The following is a 16,223-nucleotide window of genomic DNA, read 5'->3' on the forward strand; positions in this document are numbered from 1 at the left end:
ATAAGCTAAACAATGAAAAGAGTTTAAATAGTGGTTCAAAAGGAACAGCGAATTTGGAGTGTATCTATTTTATAGTTGATACGTTGCAATAGGCTGAGAATGGTCAAATCGTATACTTTTGTGCAACACTCTTAATTTGAAGGGAGTTAATTTGATGGACGCATATGAAATTATTAATTATATCGGGAATGCTGAGAAAAAGACACCGGTAAAAGTTACTTTGAAAGGGAAACTGAAAGAAGTAACTTTTCCAGATGAAATTCAAGCATTCACGAATTGTAAAACCGGGACTTTATTTGGTGAATGGAAAGTAATCAAAGAATTTTTGGAAAATAATAAAGAGAACATTATAGATTATGTGATTGAAAATGATTCACGCAATTCAGCGATACCTATGTTGGATATCAAAGAAATCAACGCACGAATCGAGCCAGGAACAATAATTAGAGATCAAGTGGAAATTGGGGACAATGCTGTAATCATGATGGGTGCCGTTATTAATATCGGAGCTGTGATTGGTGAAGGTACAATGATCGATATGGGTGCAATTTTAGGTGGACGTGCAACTGTCGGTAAAAATTGTCATATTGGTGCGGGAACTGTTTTAGCCGGTGTAATTGAACCACCGAGTGCAGAACCTGTCGTTATTGAAGACAATGTCTTGATCGGCGCAAATGCTGTTGTGTTAGAAGGAATTCGAGTAGGCGAAGGCGCTGTTGTTGCAGCTGGGGCTATTGTAGTTGATGATGTTGCACCTTATACTGTCGTTGCAGGAGTACCAGCTAAAAAGATAAAAGATATAGATGCAAAAACGAAAAGCAAAACGAACATGATGGAAGAGCTACGTAAATTATAAACAAAAACATAATACAATTGATTTTGGAAAATGAGGTTGGAATGTAACTCGCAGAGTTATGTCCAGCCTCATTTTTTTGTTATATTAAACTTTCAAATATGTAAGATAAATGTTTGCTTATTCAATTCTCTAATCGTTTGTTACTGCTTATAATCGAGTATATAAGATAAAATAGGAGGAACAAGTATTATGAAAAGCAAAAAAAAGAAATTGGTTATTGGTGGTATTCTAATTGGTGTCTGTTTGGGCAGTTATTTGCTATTTTTTTCAGGTAAAAAAAAGGTTGAACCAAGTTATAATGTGTTTACGTTAAAAGCAATGGACCCACTTATTTTAAAAGGGGAAGTTAAAGCATCTCAAACAGAAGATATTTTTTATGACCAGACTTTAGGGACAGTTAACAATATTCCAGTAAAAAATGAACAAGAAGTCAAAAATGGAGATATTGTACTTAATTATTTAAATGGTGAGGCGCAGACGCGAGTTGACCAACAACAACGATCTGTAAATAAAAGTAGCTTATCAGCGCAACAGGCAGCTCAAAATTTAAGCTTGGCACAAGCACGTTATAATGAGGCTCAAGCCAACGTTAATCAAGCAAATGCTGACTATAATCAAGAAATAGATCCTGAGAAAAAAGAGGAGTTAAAAGGAAGGATCGAACAATTAAAAGCAGAGGCGATTAGTACTAACAATGAAGTGATCCAAGCGCAGCAAGCGTTAGATTTAGCTTATGTAGATGTGAATGATGAATCTGCAGCTTTAGAATCAGAACAAGGAAAAGTAACGTCATCTGTTAAAGCTTCAATCGATGGGGTAGCGATGGTCAATGAAGCAGGAAAGAAATCATTGGAACAACCTATAATCCAAGTGTTAAGCAAGACGAAGCAAATTAAAGGAATCGTTACAGAGTATGATCTAAATAAACTAAAAACGGGCCAAGAAGTCAGTGTGACTTCAATTGGTTCCAATCAAACTGCTAAGGGGAAAATTAACAGCATTAACCAGTTGCCTAAATCGACAAGCGGGAATGATTCAGAGATTCCGACTTATGAATTTATTGTGGATGGTGATTTCCCATGGGCATACGGGTCATCTACTCAAGTTTCATTACCACAAACACAATTAGTCTTGCCAGATAAGTCGATTGTAAAAAGAGATAATGAAACGTTTGTATATGTTTATAAAAACGGTCGAGCAACGAAAACAACTGTTAAGGTTTCAGAAGTAAATGGAATAAAAAATGTGGAGTCCGGTGTGTCAAAAGGAACAAAAATCATTGGAAATCCAGATGATAACTTAAAAGATAATGCAGAAGTGCAGGTGGTTGAAAATGATTAAACTTGAACAAATCAACAAATTTTATTCTTTGGAAGAAGAAAAACTCCATGTTTTAAAAGATGTTAACTTTGAAATCAAAGAAAAAGAATTTGTGGCGGTGATGGGGCCATCTGGTTCAGGAAAATCGACCTTGATCAATCTAATAGGGTTCATTGATAAAAAATTTGAAGGAAAATACTTATTTGAAGGTAAAGAGATTACAGATTTTTCTGATCAGGAGCTTTCTGCTATTAGAAATAAATCAGTCGGCTTTGTTTTTCAAAACTTTAGTCTAATTGAAAATAATACTGTTTTTGAAAATGTTGAGTTGCCATTATTATACAATGGTTCAGCTTATACAAATACCAAGGCAAGAGTACAAGAAGTACTAGAAAAGGTCGGCTTAGTTGATAAAGGAAACAAGTACCCAAAACAACTTTCTGGTGGGCAGCAACAGCGAGTCGCTATAGCAAGAGCAATCGTGAATGCACCAAATTTTATCATTGCTGATGAACCGACGGGGGCTCTAGATTCGAAAACGTCGGAAGAGATCATGCAATTATTCCAAGATTTAAATAAAGATGAAGGAGTAACGATTATTTTAGTCACTCACAATCCAGATATGATCCATTATTGCGGACGTCTAATTCGCGTTAAAGATGGTGTTATTGTGGAAGAGGAGCTGATTAAATGAATAATTATGTCATTTGGAAGACCGCTCTAAAATCAATTTTAAAGAATAAAAAACGCAGCTTTTTAACAATGTTTGGTATCATTATTGGAATTGCCTCGGTGATTACGATTGTTTCTATCGGTAACGGATTTAAACGGGATATGATCGATAAAATGTCAATGGTAAATACAAATGAAAATGTTAGCAATATTACGTTTAACTACTATGATGTGTCTAATGCATTTACCGAAAGTGACGTTTTTAAAAAAAGTGACCTTGACTTGATTAAGAATCTAAAAGGGATTAGGAAAATCGATTTTTATAAGCCAAAACAAAAATTGACCGAACGGCAAGTAGAATTAAATGTTCGCGGTAAAAAATTAACAAAAAAAATAGAACGTGTTGAACAGACCTCTGAACCTTTGCTGGTAGGGCGTCAAATTGATCCTAATGACAACGAAACCTTAAATAAAGTGGTTGTCATTGATGAGATATTAGCACAAAAACTATATGATGATCCAGAGAAAGCTGTTGGAAAAGGATTCGAAGTGATGAATGAACTCTTTACAGTAGTGGGCGTTATCGCAAGTAGTAATGGGACGTTATCTATGGAAAACCAAGCAGCATTGGCTTACTTTCCAATAAAAAGTTACGATCATTACTTCAATAAAGCTGAAAGTCAATCAATCTTGAATATCGAAACAGAAGTGGGAGAAAATCAAGAAGAGATATTGAAAGAAGTGTTAAAACAACTTAATTTTAATGGTAGTATGAGAAATGTTGGAGAATATGAAACCTATAATCCAAAGTCTGATATAGAGCAGATGGGAAGCATTTTGGATAATCTTACACTATTTATTTCGGCTGTAGCAGGTATCTCGTTGTTTATTGCTGGAGTAGGTGTCATGAATATGATGTATATTTCTGTTTCAGAACGGACAAAAGAAATCGGAATCCGACGTGCCTTAGGGGCGACAGAGAAAGATATTAGAAAGCAATTTTTAACAGAAGGACTGACATTGACATTACTGGGCGGTTTAATTGGTTATTTATTAGGAATGATTCTTGGGTTACTTGCTTCTATATTTTTACCTTTCTCGGTACGACCAGATTTGTTTACAATTGGTTTGGCTGTAGGTATTTCTGTATTAATAGGAGTTGTCTTTAGCTATATGCCAGCATCAACGGCGTCTAAAAAAGACTTAATCGATATTATGAAGTAGTAAAAGTAGTCTGTTTCATGAATTGCAGAAAAATCCAAAAATTTTCTTGATGAAGGATTGACAGAAGACTCTTTTTATTCAACAATAGATATAGTGAAATAGAAAAGAGGCAGATGAATAGTGATCAAAGAACAGTTAATTGAGATTCGTAGACAACTGCACCAAATACCAGAAATTGGGTTAGAAGAAGTAAAAACTCAAAAATACTTATTAGAAATTATACAATCGATCAATAAAGTTTTTATAGAATATAAAACCTGGCAGACGGGGATTTTAGTGTTCGTTCATGGGAAAAATCCTAAAAAAACGATCGGTTGGCGCGCTGACATTGATGGGTTACCGATAACAGAGGAAGTCATTTCTGATTTTCAGTCTATACATAATGGCTATATGCATGCATGTGGGCATGATTTTCATATGACGATTGGCTTAGGTTTGTTGGATCAAATGACCAAAGAACAACCTGAAAATAACTATTTATTTTTGTTTCAACCTGCAGAAGAAAACGAGGCAGGTGGGATGTTAATGTATGAAGATGATGCATTTGGATCTTGGCTTCCGGATGAATTTTACGGACTTCATGTAAATCCTGAGCTCCCTGTTGGTAAGATTACAACTAAAGTAGGGACTCTTTTTGCAGCGACTTGCGAAGTTCAAATCAGATTAACGGGTAAAGGTGGACACGCAGCATTTCCTCACGCGTCTAACGATATGATTGTAGCTGGAATGAGTCTTGTACAACAAGCACAAACCATTGTCAGCCGAAATGTTAATCCAGTTGAAGGGGCGGTTGTCACGTTTGGAACATTTAATGCAGGGTCCGCGACAAATGTAATTGCTGGAGAAGCAACGATTTCGGGTACGATTCGAACGTTGACAGAAGAGATGAATCAATTGACGCAAATCAGAATCAGAGAAATCGGTGAAGGGATCGCGAAGTCATTTAATTGTATGGTAGAGGTATCTTTAGATCAAAAAGGATACGTTCCTGTCATTAATAATAAGCAAACAACAGAAAACCTTATGTCATTTATGGAACATGAAGCAGATGTTCTATTTGAAGAGGCAGAAGTGGCTATGACGGGTGAAGATTTTGGCTATTTATTATCGAAAGTACCTGGAACGATGTTTTGGTTAGGAGTCGATAGTAAGTATGGATTACATTCTGCAAAATTTGAGCCTAAAGAAGATGCGATTCCATTTGCTGTAGAGCATGTTAGTAATTTTTTAAAATCATTAGATAACTAAAAGAACGAGGTTGGGACAAAAGTGTTTAACTCCGAGAAATAAGAAGGAATTTACGAAAATTGCTCTTCAAATTTTTGTGACCAAGTAGGTACTGTGCAACATCAACTTGTTCCTTGTTGTGTTTTACAGCAATTTCGGCTTATTACCGAAGGAGTTGCTTCTGCGCCCACCGTTTATTCGATTACTAAGAGCCTGAAACATAACCTTTTTAGTTATGTTTCAGGCTCGTTCTTTTAAGTTAATGTGATGGGGGTATTTGGAATAGTAAAGTTCGCTTCAGATAATTTTTTAACATATTGAGCCAAAAATTCTTCTCTGATAGGGGCTTGTTTTCCATTCAAGACGTACATTGTTGTGCGAACAGCGAAATTTCCATTTCCAAGATCAACCATGCCAAAAATTGTTGGTCCCGTTTGAATACTTTCTGAATACTTTTCCTTCAATTCAAGATTGACTTGGTCAATGATAGCTATGATTTTGTCGTATCCTTCATCCGGAATGATCCGAACGTCGATCAAAACTTGCATATTTGAGCGAGAAAGATTACTTATCGTTGTGATATTTCTATTTGGGATAAAATGAATTGTTCCATCTAAAGCTTTCATTTGAGTGGTTCTAAGCCCCACTGCTGTCACGGTTCCTTCAATACCAAGAGCGGTTAAACGAACATAGTCCCCAACATCCATTTGTTGTTCTAAAATAATGAAAAAACCAGTAATGATATCATTCATAAAGCCTTGTGCACCTAAACCGATTGCGACACCCGCAATACCAGCTCCCGCAAGAAGAGAGCCAACTGGAACGCCTACAACTGTTAGTAAAGAATAAACAAAAAAGAAAAAAAGTGTATATTGAAAGGCGTTGTTGATCAAGGTATGAAGTGTTTTTAAACGACTTTCACTGAACGATTGTTTTTTGCTATAATTCCCGTATGTTTTATCGATAAGAGCTTTCCCTATACGATTTAGAAAAGCGAAAAGAAGAATCAAAAATAAGAGATAAATCGTTTTTTCAATTAAAGTTGCAATGATCTGATCCCAATTAATGCCATTCCAAAAGCGCTGAAAAGCGTTGACTTTATTTTCTGTAGCGGTTTTTAAATCAAGTGTCGAATCCATTGTGCTTTCAAGTGTTTTACTGGATAGTGGTTGCCCAAGAATAAACAAGGATATCCCAACTTTCTTTTTTAATCTATGATTACTCTATTATTATACTAGAATTTGAAAAAAGATGTCATTATTTCTATAAAAAGCTTAACAAATTCATTTGAAATGTGTTACAATATTCTGAAAATAAGGAGTGATCGTATGACAATAGATTGGGATAACTTAGGTTTTGATTATATAAAGACACCATTTAGATACATTTCTACTTGGAAAGATGGTCATTGGGACGAGGGTAAACTAACAGAAGATAATATAGTGCATATCAACGAAGGATCAGCAGCGTTACATTATGGACAGCAATGTTTTGAAGGTTTGAAGGCTTATCGTTGTAAGGATGGATCGATTAATCTATTTAGAGTCGATGAGAATTCTAAACGAATGAATCGCAGTGCTAAGCGACTATTGATGGCCGAAGTGCCAGAAGACAAATTTATCCATGCAATTGAAGAAGTGGTAAAGGCGAATGCGGAATTTATTCCTCCTTATGGTTGTGGTGGTACATTGTACATACGTCCACTTCTGATCGGTGTTGGGGAAGGGATCGGTGTACATTCAGCTCCAGAGTTTCTGTTTACTGTTTTTTGTATGCCTGTAGGTGCGTACTTTAAAGGCGGATTAACTCCGACAAACTTCATAGTTTCTGATTATGATCGTGCAGCACCGCAGGGGACAGGGGCAATTAAAGTTGGTGGAAACTACGCTGCGAGCTTATTACCTGGTGAAGAGGCCAAAGAGAAACACTTTTCTGATTGTATTTATCTTGATCCAGCAACACATACTAAAATCGAAGAGGTTGGCTCCGCTAATTTCTTTGGGATCACTAAGGATAATCGTTTTGTCACACCATTGTCACCATCAATTTTACCAAGTATAACGAAATATTCACTGCTTCATTTAGCTGAGCATAACCTTGGAATGGAAGCCGTAGAAGAAGATGTTTACGTTGATTCATTGGATCAATTTAAAGAGGCTGGAGCGTGCGGAACGGCAGCGGTAATTTCACCTATTGGTGGTATTCAAACATATGATGATTTCCATGTATTTTATAGTGAAACAGAAGTTGGGCCGGTAACACAAAAACTTTATGATGAACTAACTGGGATTCAATTTGGTGATTTACCTGCACCAAATGGCTGGATTAGAAACATAAAAATATAACATTATTAAAAGAAGATTGGCGAATAGCATAGTATAAAGAAAATGACGAACAAGGTTCGTTGTTTTCTTTTTTACTTTTATATAGAGTATAAAATCGTTATTTTAACAACTTTTTGATCATAAACTAAAATAATTGCGTATTACTATTATAGGAATAATGATCAAGAAGGAGATAATTTATATGAAAGAAAAGATACTAGTTAGTATAGTAATAGAATTAATGATTAGCTTAATGATTTCACCAGTGTTAGCTAAGGCTGAATCACTGATAGATTTCGAACGACGAGAAGAGTCAAGTGAGGATAAGGTTGAGAGAAACAGTTCAGAAATCAACCAAAAACAAGAGGCATTGCAACCTCGTGAAGATACTCAGACTATTTCAGAATCTGCAAACGATCTATCTGAGAATTCTGAAGAAGAGCAAAATAGGAGCATTCCAATTTTACAAGAGATGATGATCATAAAAAATCAAACAACAGAAAATTTCATCGAAGAAGTTAGAGAGTTAGCTCGAAAAATCGCATGTGATTATGATTTATATGCTTCGGTGATGATTGCACAGGCTATTTTAGAGTCTGCATCCGGCAGTAGTACTCTAGCCACAGCACCTAATTATAATTTATTTGGCATTAAGGGAGACTATAACGGCATGACAGTTGTGATGAAAACACAAGAAGAAGATGGTGAAGGAGCGCTGTACACTATTAATTCTGAATTCAGAAAATATTCTTCGCTTAAGGAGTGCTTAGAAGATTATGCTTGTTTATTAAAAAATGGGTTAGTGGGAAATCCTGAATTCTATAAAGGCGCTTGGAAGAGTGAAACTATGAATTATCAAGAAGCAACAGCTTTTCTGACTGGAAGGTACGCAACGGATAGTCAATATGCTGAAAAGTTAGATCAGCTGATCTCTATTTATGAGTTATCTGCTTATGATGAATTCCAAGAGAAAAACACTATTCAACCAGAAAATCTGTCAAATAGAAACGTGAAAGAAACTATGGCGACAGTTAAAAAAATAAAAAATGTACGAAGATTAGTAACGAATAAGTCAAAGAAGAAACGAATCAGAGATTTTGTGGAAAACGTAACTTCTTATATTGATAAAATTTATACTATTAGTGAAAAAATAGGTAAACGAATTCTAATCTTTGAAAATAAGTAGGTAGATTTCTTTATTAGCTGACAAAAATGAAATGCAACGATAGACAATCCAGTTATTTTCCATCTCCTACTTTAAGGAGTATACTAAAATTGTATTCACCTTTTCAAAGAAAGGAATGGAAAAAATATGTCTTTAGAAAAAACAAAAGAGCTAGCGAATGGTTCTATTATTCCTCGTTTAGGTTTAGGGGTCTGGAAAGTGCAAGATGGGGAGGAAGCAGTTAATTCAGTGAAGTGGGCACTACAAGCTGGATATCGTTTGATTGACACTGCGGCAGCTTATAAAAATGAAGCCAGTGTAGGCGAAGGTATTCGTGCTTCGGGCGTGCCTCGTGAAAAGATTTTTGTTACGACTAAATTATGGAATGCGGATCAAGGATATGATTCAACTCTAAAAGCATTTGATGAGAGTTTAACTAAACTTGGTTTAGATTATATTGATTTATACTTGATCCATTGGCCAGTTGAAGGGAAGTACAAAGATTCTTGGCGTGCGATGGAAGAAATTTATAAAAGTGGTCGTGCTAAAGCAATCGGGGTTTCTAACTTCCATGAACATCATATTAAAGATTTATTAAAAGAAGCAAAAGTCGTACCAATGGTTGATCAAATCGAGCTTCATCCAACGTTGACACAAGAACCATTACGTAAGTTCTTAGCGGCTAACAAAATTGCTGTAGAAGCATGGTCTCCGTTAGGGCAAGGTAAAATTTTAGAAGAGCCTATTTTAGTTGAAATCGGTAAGAAATATAACAAAACAGCAGCACAAGTCATTATTCGTTGGCATTTACAAAGCGATAGCATCGTTATTCCAAAATCAGTTCACGAAGAACGTATCAAACAAAATTTTGATGTGTTTGATTTTGAATTGACAGACGACGATATCAAACGAATTGACGAACTAAATACAAATGAACGTTTAGGTCCAGATCCAGATAATTTTGATTTTTAATAAGAAAAAAATAGTGGGAAACTGGTTAAAACCAATTTCCTACTATTTTTATAGTTGATTCACAAAATAGTCAAATAATGTAAATTCTTTTGTATCGACATCAAAACGAAGTTCAGGATGCCATTGGACACCTAATATATTTTGGCTTTTATCAGCTGATTCAATAGCTTCAACAATTCCATCAGTGGATTTAGCGGTGATTTTCAAAGAAGATGCTAATGTATTGATTGCTTGATGGTGATAAGAATTAACGCGATATGTTTCTCCAAGTAAGTCGTACAGAGCACTGTCTTTTTCTATTTGAATTCCGTGGGTTGCAAATTGTGGTTGGGTAGGCTCTTGTCCATGTTGTACTTTCCACTCAGGATATAGAGAAAGATCTTGATATAAGGTTCCTCCTAAAGCAACATTAAGCAACTGCATACCACGACAAACTGCAAAAATAGGTTTACTTTGCTTGAGTGCTTCTTTGATTAAAGCCAGTTCAAAAATATCACGATTGCGATTTGTTTCTTCAAGTTTTGGATGAGGTTCTTCGCCAAAATAATCAGGAGAAATATCTTGTCCTCCTGCCAATAATAATTTATCGATTTGAGAAACATAAGCCGCAGCATGTTCTTCTTCACCAATGGGTAAAACAATCGGTAATCCGCCTGCTTTTTGAATTGCAGTTACGAATGCTTGAGGTGTATAACTTACATGGTTACCGTTGAAAATATCAACAGATTGAATAATTTGATTTCCAGCTATGCCGATAATCGTTGTCATTTGATCACGTCCTTGATTAATAGGTAGAGTAACAGTGTATCACTTTTTTATAAAATAAGGTTATAAAAAGAGCTGAATTGTAATTAAATCTAGAAACTTTCAGAAAAAGTAGTAAAAACAGTTGATCACATATTAGGTATGACCTAAAAAGTGATCAACTGCATTTTTTTATTATCGATTACGAATGACTTCGATTTTATATCCATCTGGATCCGTAATAAAGTAATAAGATGGTGGCGTTCCTGGTAAACCTTTCATGTCAGTAACAGTAAAACCAGCATTTTTTTGTTCCTCATGTAATTTTTCGATTTCGTCTGTGCTGATCGCAATATGGCCATAACCATCGCCTAAGTTGTATGCTTCATGATCGTAATTGTACGTTAGCTCTAGTTCATAACCATCACCAGGTAATATTAGGTAAACTAAAGTAAATTTATGTTCTGGAAAATCACGACGGCGGCTTTCTTCAAAATTAAATGCCTTTTGATAAAATTCCAGCGACGCTTCCAAATCTTTGACACGGACACAAGTGTGAGCCATTTTCATATGAGTCATCTTCCTTTCAAAAGTGAATATTATCGCAGATCGAATCCAACAAACTGCTGACATTTTTATAGTAGCATAGACTTTAACAGAATTGTGAGTGAAATGATTAGATATTACTTGTTCATGAGAAAATTCTCATGTAAAATTAGTTTAAAAGAAAAGGGAGTTGTTTTTATGGAAACACCGTCATTCGGTGAAAAATCGGAAATGTTGGTCTATAAGAAAAGACTAGGTGCTTACATTATCATATCAAGAAATAATGGCACAGAAATAGTGCTAATTCAAGCGCCGAATGGTGCATATTTTTTACCAGGCGGAGAAATTGAACTCGGAGAGACGAAGGAAACTGCGATTCATCGGGAAATGATCGAGGAACTTGGTTTTGAAGTAGTTATCGGTGACTATCTAGGGCAAGCGGATGAGTATTTTCATTCAAGACATCGAAATACAGATTATCATAATCCAGGCTATTTCTTTGTTGCAGACAGTTGGAGAGAAATAAGTGAACCTCTGGAAAAAACGAACACAATTCGTTGGGTATCAATCGATGAGGGAGTTAATTTATTGAAACGTGGTAGTCATAAGTGGGCGGTACATAGATGGAGAGACAATAAATAAAAAGAAAGTCAAAGAAAGCAAATCGAACATGATTTGTTTTTTTTATTGACTGAATGAGTATTGAAATAATCATAAGAAATTACATTAGTTTTCCTGGGAACAAAGAGTTTAGTATAGTATTTGTTTGCTGTCGATTCATTTAGTGGTATGAATAAATGGGATTAAAAACCGATTTGATTTAGATACTTTACATTTTCTGAAAACATTTTATCAGAGAGCGATTTTTGTTGAACTTCACCGATTCTGTAGGACCACTTTTTGTTTAATAGGTAAACAAAATAAGGCGACAAAAGAGATTGAAAACGTTTCATAAACAGATTATATTGAAAAGGAACCAACAAGTCGTACGCTTGGTAAAAATCTAAAAGGGGTGTTGCATATTGTTAAGTGAAATGATAAAAGAAGAATTTATTCAACTTGAAATTGAGGTAACCGATTGGGAAGATGCGATTCGTCAATCTGCTGAACCTTTACTTCTAGGTGGCAAAATCACCTCTGGTTATAACGAAAAATGATTGAAACAACCAAAGAATTAGGTCCATATATTGTCATCACCAAACATGTTGCGTTGCCACATGTTTGGTGATGGTGTGGAAAGATTGGGAATGAGTATTAACGTATTAAAGAACCCTATTGAATTTGGTAGCAAAGAAAACGATCCAGTTAAATATGAATTTTGCTTGGCAGCAACAGAAAATAATCGTCATTTAAATGCCATGGCAGAGTTAGTATGCTTATTAGATGACCCTCAATTTTACTATTTGCTAGATACTAGTCAAGATCCAAATGAGATTTATGATTATTTATCTGTAAAAGAAACGTTATTAGGTTGAAATTAGTAGGCGAAACACTAAAAAGCAGTTTGCGAATTAGCTGCAAACTGCTTTTTAATTTCACCATTAAATATAGTTCAACAATACTTCAGCAACACCGTCTTCATCATTACTGGTTGTTTGAATATCTGCAGCACGCTTGACGTTTTCAGTAGCATTTCCCATAGCAACACCGATACCAGCATATTCAATCATTGAAAGGTCATTTTCGTTATCTCCAATCGCCATTGTCTCAGATTGAGAAATCCCTAAATGTTCCGCAAGTTTTGCGAGCGCATTGCCTTTACTCGCTTCTTTGTTTAAAATTTCGTAGTAAAAATCTGTACTTTTAACTGTTGTATATTTATTACTAAATTCTTTTGGAAGTTGTCGAATAGCGTTGTCCAAAACGTCTGGCTCATCGATCATCATCATTTTAATGATGGACATATCTGGAGTCATCTCATCAACTGCACGATATTTCAATGGCATATCAACAAGATAAGCTTCATGCACAGTATACTTACCGATATCCCGATTAGCCGTATAAATCGCTTTATCATCGATCGTGTGTAGATGAGCTCCCACTTTTCGGGCCATTAGTTCGATTTCTAAAAAGTCGTTATAACTTAAAGTATATTGCGAAATGATCTCATTCGATTTGGTTGCTTGTACCAAAGAACCATTGTAAGTAATTACATAGTCATTTTCACCATATAGCTCTAACTCTGCTAACTGTTCTTTTACACCAGGTAAAGGGCGCCCCGTGCATAAAACGATATACATACCACTTTCGTTGGCTCTTTTTAAAGTGTCTTTCACTTTGGGGCTGATTTTTCTGTTTGAATCAAGTAATGTTCCATCAATATCTATTGCAACTAATTTGACTGACATAAGTTCCTCCTAATATCTTTTCTTTAATTTTTCTCTTCGACTAATGCACCGTTATGAATGTAAGCTGCAAATTCTCGATAGGTATCATCAAAGAGATCATAATGCTGCTGTCTTTTCGGATCAACCATTTCTTTGGGAAAATAAAAGCGTTCATCAATCTGTGTTTGACCAGCTAGTGCCGCCACTAGGTGACTGATTTTGGATAATTCGATCAAGGTACCATCTTTTTGCATGATCTCGATTTGGGTACGGTGGCTATTTTTTTCTGGACGATAAAAATCGTAAGGTAAGTCGTAACTTGAATTGATAGCAGTATAATATTTTGGATTATATCCTACTTTTTCAATCAATGCTTGCAGATGACGGATAGTTACAGAGTCTCGATCGCCAGAGAACGTTGCAGATTTAAGGGGTCTGCGTATTAAAAAGCGATTTGCGAGATCATTAAGAATCGGATCTGGTAAAGAAGTCCATTGAGTGAAATAGGTATTTAATACACCATCATCTAATTTTAAATATTCCTGTAATGAGAAATTCCCTTTGAAGAAGGGGACTAAAAGTTGAGAATGTAATTGATAATCTTCTGGTTGTTGTTCATATAATTCTTTTGCTCGGTGTAGTAAGTGATCCAAAATCACTTCCATTCCACGAGAAACAGGGTGGAAGTAGACTTGAACATACATTTGATATCGACTTACAATATAATCTTCTACCGCATGCATTCCGTTCATAGCAAAAGCTAAACCATCTTTGTACGGTCGGATCACCCGTAATATTCTAGTTAAATCAAAAGTTCCATATTCTGTTCCAGTAAAATAGGCATCGCGCAATAAATAATCCATACGGTCAGCGTCAATTTGACTAGAAATCATCTGGACTACCTGAGGATTAGGGTATTCTTTCGTAATGACACTTGCAACCTTATCAGGAAAATCAGCAGAAACACGATTCAATATTTGAAAAACTTCTGTTTCTGGTGAAGTGATGATTTGCACTGTGATTGCTTCGTGATCTGTATTAAAAATATGTTCAAAGGTATGAGAATAAGGTCCATGACCGACATCATGGAGTAAAGCTGCACAAAGTGTTACTAACCGCTCATTATCATTCCAGCCTTCGTCACCTAAATGTTCACTGGAATAATTGCGTTGAAAAATATCGCAAATACGCCGTGTTATTTCATAGACACCTAGAGAATGAGCAAAACGGCTATGTTCTGCCCCATGAAAAGTAAAAGAAGAGGTACCTAATTGCTTGATTCTCCGAAGCCTTTGAACTTCTGCTGAATTGATCAAATCTAAAATCACTTGATGTTGTACGTGGATATAATTGTGAACAGGATCTCGAAAGACTTTTTCAATTGGCAAAATTTGATATTTATAAGGGATTGACATAGATTCACTCCTTTTGATTAGTAGTTCGTTGTTTCTAGTGTTTAAGCAAAACAACATTTTTCCTTTTGCTGCTAAACACTTTAATCATGAACGGATACTGTTCTTTACTATTCTGTTGAAGCGGAATTAATCTAATAACTGATTTCGTTGCTTCATTTTATTTCGTTGCTTTTCTATTTCTGTTGTAAACCATTTTGAATTTAATAATTCAGGTACTGTTCGACTATCCATAGTAATTGGGGCGTTATCTAATAATACGCTAATTAATCGTTTTTTCACGTCATCTACTGTTATTTTTTTTTGAAGGAGATCTTCTAAATTTGCCATAACAGTTGGATCAACAGGAGGGTACCCATTTTTACCGAAATCTTCTTGAAGACTTGCTTCGTAAAAACGCCGGACACTTTCACCACGTTTTTGTTGATCCCCATTGATGCTCAAATAAATCATGATGGCTGTGCCGTCCTTCACACGACGTTGCGCAATGCCAGCAAATTTTTTTCCATGGATACTTAAATCGAATGTACCGGGACAATAAGATTCAGTGATTTCGAAAGCTTCTATCTTATGATCAGAGTCCTCAAATGCGCACTTGATCCATTGCCACATATAAGTATAAGCTTCGTCGATACTCATTTTTTTATCGCCTAAATTAGGCAAGATCAATGAAACGTTCAGTACCCCGACATCCGCAATTACACCAAGTCCACCAGCATTGCGGATCACGACCTTGTAGCCATCTTGTCGTAAAGACGTTAATCCCTTGCTTAAATCAGTAACTCGCGTATCTTTCATCCCAAGAATCATCGCTTGGTCAAGCTGCCAGAAATGAATGAATGGCTGTTGATTGATTCCAGAGAAAGTGGTGAAAGTATCTGTCAAAGCAAATGGAAGAAAGTAGTCTTTTTCGGTCAAACAGAGTTGATCGTATAAAAAGACTGTATTCTTTGTAAATAGTTGTTTTAAATTAGTCATCTTGGTCTTCATCCTGTTTTACGCGGGAAACGTAATCCTTTACTTCTTTATTCATTTGATTATATTCACTCGTAAAACGCACAGGTTTACTGATAATCCTCATCGGCATGGTGGCTAAAAATTTACTGAAATCTAGTCTGGCTTCTTCAGTTAAACGACCAGGCTTAGAAATCAAACGCTCATAAAGATAATGATAAAACTGATTCATTGCATCAATATCGATACTCATCTGATTATGACACTCTGTACATTCTATACTGGAAATAATGTCATTCATATATTGAATGTCGTGGAGTGTTTCTTGTTGGCAGTGCATACAAAACAACATTGCTTGTTTATCGTGAAATAACATTTGTTCCACCTCCATATTCTATTATATACGATTTAGACAAAAAATCATGCTTATCCATGTAGAAATAACAAGGAAAGTAGATATTTTTAAAGTAAATCAAAAAA

Annotated in this window: 18 protein-coding genes and 1 pseudogene; 12 read left to right on the top strand and 7 right to left on the bottom strand. The window is 35.5% G+C overall.

The window, feature by feature from the left end; translation table 11 throughout:
• Positions 1 to 154: 154 nt before the first annotated feature.
• The 6 genes and pseudogenes from dapD (at position 155) to BCR22_RS15900 (ending at position 5,516) form a co-directional block, all read left to right on the top strand.
• Positions 155 to 856 (top strand): 2,3,4,5-tetrahydropyridine-2,6-dicarboxylate N-acetyltransferase, encoded by a 702-nt coding sequence (dapD, locus tag BCR22_RS00830; RefSeq protein ID WP_069653104.1) that lies wholly within the window; start codon positions 155 to 157, stop codon positions 854 to 856.
• A 189-nt stretch (positions 857 to 1,045) separates the two neighbouring features.
• The gene (locus BCR22_RS00835) at positions 1,046 to 2,197 is read left to right on the top strand and encodes an efflux RND transporter periplasmic adaptor subunit (protein WP_069653105.1); all 1,152 of its coding nucleotides are present in this window, start codon (positions 1,046 to 1,048) and stop codon (positions 2,195 to 2,197) included.
• Positions 2,190 to 2,870 (top strand): ABC transporter ATP-binding protein, encoded by a 681-nt coding sequence (locus BCR22_RS00840; RefSeq protein WP_069653106.1) that lies wholly within the window; start codon positions 2,190 to 2,192, stop codon positions 2,868 to 2,870. Before BCR22_RS00835 ends, BCR22_RS00840 begins: the two co-directional genes overlap by 8 nt.
• Positions 2,867 to 4,072 (top strand): ABC transporter permease, encoded by a 1,206-nt coding sequence (locus tag BCR22_RS00845; RefSeq protein ID WP_069653107.1) that lies wholly within the window; start codon positions 2,867 to 2,869, stop codon positions 4,070 to 4,072. Before BCR22_RS00840 ends, BCR22_RS00845 begins: the two co-directional genes overlap by 4 nt.
• Before the next feature lie 120 nt (positions 4,073 to 4,192).
• On the top strand, positions 4,193 to 5,320 hold the full coding sequence (locus BCR22_RS00850) for an N-acetyldiaminopimelate deacetylase (RefSeq protein WP_069653108.1): 1,128 nt from the start codon (positions 4,193 to 4,195) through the stop codon (positions 5,318 to 5,320).
• A pseudogene (locus BCR22_RS15900) lies at positions 5,313 to 5,516 on the top strand (hypothetical protein). The gene BCR22_RS00850 and the pseudogene BCR22_RS15900 overlap by 8 nt, the downstream one beginning before the upstream one ends.
• A gap of 37 nt (positions 5,517 to 5,553) precedes the next feature.
• Here BCR22_RS15900 and BCR22_RS00855 read toward each other — a convergent pair.
• Positions 5,554 to 6,486 (bottom strand): mechanosensitive ion channel family protein, encoded by a 933-nt coding sequence (locus BCR22_RS00855; protein WP_069653109.1) that lies wholly within the window; start codon positions 6,484 to 6,486, stop codon positions 5,554 to 5,556.
• A 141-nt stretch (positions 6,487 to 6,627) separates the two neighbouring features.
• On the opposite strand from BCR22_RS00855, the gene BCR22_RS00860 reads away from it, so the two are divergent.
• The 3 genes from BCR22_RS00860 (at position 6,628) to BCR22_RS00870 (ending at position 9,760) form a co-directional block, all read left to right on the top strand.
• A complete protein-coding gene (locus tag BCR22_RS00860; RefSeq protein WP_069653110.1) occupies positions 6,628 to 7,644 on the top strand; it encodes a branched-chain amino acid aminotransferase in 1,017 nt (338 codons plus the stop codon).
• Positions 7,645 to 7,825: 181 nt separating this feature from the next.
• The gene (locus tag BCR22_RS00865; RefSeq protein ID WP_069653111.1) at positions 7,826 to 8,809 is read left to right on the top strand and encodes a glucosaminidase domain-containing protein; all 984 of its coding nucleotides are present in this window, start codon (positions 7,826 to 7,828) and stop codon (positions 8,807 to 8,809) included.
• Between the two features lie 126 nt (positions 8,810 to 8,935).
• Complete coding sequence (locus BCR22_RS00870) at positions 8,936 to 9,760, top strand: aldo/keto reductase (RefSeq protein ID WP_069653112.1); 825 nt, start codon at positions 8,936 to 8,938, stop codon at positions 9,758 to 9,760.
• A 48-nt stretch (positions 9,761 to 9,808) separates the two neighbouring features.
• Here BCR22_RS00870 and BCR22_RS00875 read toward each other — a convergent pair whose 3' ends face one another.
• Positions 9,809 to 10,528 carry a gamma-glutamyl-gamma-aminobutyrate hydrolase family protein gene (locus BCR22_RS00875; protein ID WP_069653113.1) on the bottom strand — a complete coding sequence of 240 codons (720 nt, stop codon included), beginning with the start codon at positions 10,526 to 10,528 and terminating at the stop codon, positions 9,809 to 9,811.
• A 171-nt stretch (positions 10,529 to 10,699) separates the two neighbouring features.
• Positions 10,700 to 11,074, bottom strand: coding sequence for a lactoylglutathione lyase (gene gloA, locus BCR22_RS00880; protein WP_069653114.1), 375 nt, complete (start codon positions 11,072 to 11,074; stop codon positions 10,700 to 10,702).
• A 174-nt stretch (positions 11,075 to 11,248) separates the two neighbouring features.
• Between gloA and BCR22_RS00885 the strand changes: the two genes are divergently transcribed.
• The 3 genes from BCR22_RS00885 (at position 11,249) to BCR22_RS15605 (ending at position 12,525) form a co-directional block, all read left to right on the top strand.
• Entirely contained in the window at positions 11,249 to 11,692 is a 444-nt protein-coding gene (locus BCR22_RS00885) for an NUDIX hydrolase (RefSeq protein WP_069653115.1), read from the top strand.
• Positions 11,693 to 12,072: 380 nt separating this feature from the next.
• Positions 12,073 to 12,207, top strand: a complete 135-nt coding sequence (locus tag BCR22_RS15600; protein WP_240485834.1) for a PTS sugar transporter subunit IIA — start codon at positions 12,073 to 12,075, stop codon at positions 12,205 to 12,207.
• 60 nt (positions 12,208 to 12,267) lie between these two features.
• A complete protein-coding gene (locus tag BCR22_RS15605) occupies positions 12,268 to 12,525 on the top strand; it encodes a PTS sugar transporter subunit IIA (protein ID WP_276205044.1) in 258 nt (85 codons plus the stop codon).
• Between the two features lie 66 nt (positions 12,526 to 12,591).
• On the opposite strand, the gene yidA is transcribed toward BCR22_RS15605, so the two are convergent.
• The 4 genes from yidA to BCR22_RS00910 form a co-directional block, all read right to left on the bottom strand.
• Positions 12,592 to 13,398: a sugar-phosphatase gene (gene yidA, locus BCR22_RS00895; RefSeq protein ID WP_069653116.1), complete on the bottom strand. Its 807-nt coding sequence runs from the start codon at positions 13,396 to 13,398 to the stop codon at positions 12,592 to 12,594.
• Between the two features lie 23 nt (positions 13,399 to 13,421).
• Positions 13,422 to 14,792: an HD domain-containing protein gene (locus tag BCR22_RS00900; protein ID WP_069653117.1), complete on the bottom strand. Its 1,371-nt coding sequence runs from the start codon at positions 14,790 to 14,792 to the stop codon at positions 13,422 to 13,424.
• 126 nt (positions 14,793 to 14,918) lie between these two features.
• Positions 14,919 to 15,767 (bottom strand): lipoate--protein ligase family protein, encoded by an 849-nt coding sequence (locus BCR22_RS00905; protein ID WP_069653118.1) that lies wholly within the window; start codon positions 15,765 to 15,767, stop codon positions 14,919 to 14,921.
• Positions 15,760 to 16,119: a hypothetical protein gene (locus BCR22_RS00910; protein ID WP_069653119.1), complete on the bottom strand. Its 360-nt coding sequence runs from the start codon at positions 16,117 to 16,119 to the stop codon at positions 15,760 to 15,762. The genes BCR22_RS00905 and BCR22_RS00910 overlap by 8 nt, the downstream gene beginning before the upstream one ends.
• Positions 16,120 to 16,223 lie beyond the last annotated feature (104 nt).

It is taken from the genome of Enterococcus plantarum, assembly GCF_001730295.1.
GTDB lineage: Bacteria > Bacillota > Bacilli > Lactobacillales > Enterococcaceae > Enterococcus_L > Enterococcus_L plantarum.

Bases quoted from the DNA above. Each gene is read 5' to 3' on its own strand.
- yidA (WP_069653116.1), bottom strand. From the start codon at position 13,398: ATGTCAGTCAAATTAGTTGCAATAGATATTGATGGAACATTACTTGAT.
- BCR22_RS00885 (WP_069653115.1), top strand. From the start codon at position 11,249: ATGGAAACACCGTCATTCGGTGAAAAATCGGAAATGTTGGTCTATAAG.
- BCR22_RS00835 (WP_069653105.1), top strand. From the start codon at position 1,046: ATGAAAAGCAAAAAAAAGAAATTGGTTATTGGTGGTATTCTAATTGGT.
- BCR22_RS00865 (WP_069653111.1), top strand. From the start codon at position 7,826: ATGAAAGAAAAGATACTAGTTAGTATAGTAATAGAATTAATGATTAGC.
- dapD (WP_069653104.1), top strand. From the start codon at position 155: ATGGACGCATATGAAATTATTAATTATATCGGGAATGCTGAGAAAAAG.
- BCR22_RS15605 (WP_276205044.1), top strand. From the start codon at position 12,268: ATGTTTGGTGATGGTGTGGAAAGATTGGGAATGAGTATTAACGTATTA.
- BCR22_RS00840 (WP_069653106.1), top strand. From the start codon at position 2,190: ATGATTAAACTTGAACAAATCAACAAATTTTATTCTTTGGAAGAAGAA.
- BCR22_RS00905 (WP_069653118.1), bottom strand. From the start codon at position 15,767: ATGACTAATTTAAAACAACTATTTACAAAGAATACAGTCTTTTTATAC.
- BCR22_RS00900 (WP_069653117.1), bottom strand. From the start codon at position 14,792: ATGTCAATCCCTTATAAATATCAAATTTTGCCAATTGAAAAAGTCTTT.
- BCR22_RS00845 (WP_069653107.1), top strand. From the start codon at position 2,867: ATGAATAATTATGTCATTTGGAAGACCGCTCTAAAATCAATTTTAAAG.
- gloA (WP_069653114.1), bottom strand. From the start codon at position 11,074: ATGAAAATGGCTCACACTTGTGTCCGTGTCAAAGATTTGGAAGCGTCG.
- BCR22_RS00870 (WP_069653112.1), top strand. From the start codon at position 8,936: ATGTCTTTAGAAAAAACAAAAGAGCTAGCGAATGGTTCTATTATTCCT.
- BCR22_RS00860 (WP_069653110.1), top strand. From the start codon at position 6,628: ATGACAATAGATTGGGATAACTTAGGTTTTGATTATATAAAGACACCA.
- BCR22_RS00875 (WP_069653113.1), bottom strand. From the start codon at position 10,528: ATGACAACGATTATCGGCATAGCTGGAAATCAAATTATTCAATCTGTT.
- BCR22_RS00910 (WP_069653119.1), bottom strand. From the start codon at position 16,119: ATGTTATTTCACGATAAACAAGCAATGTTGTTTTGTATGCACTGCCAA.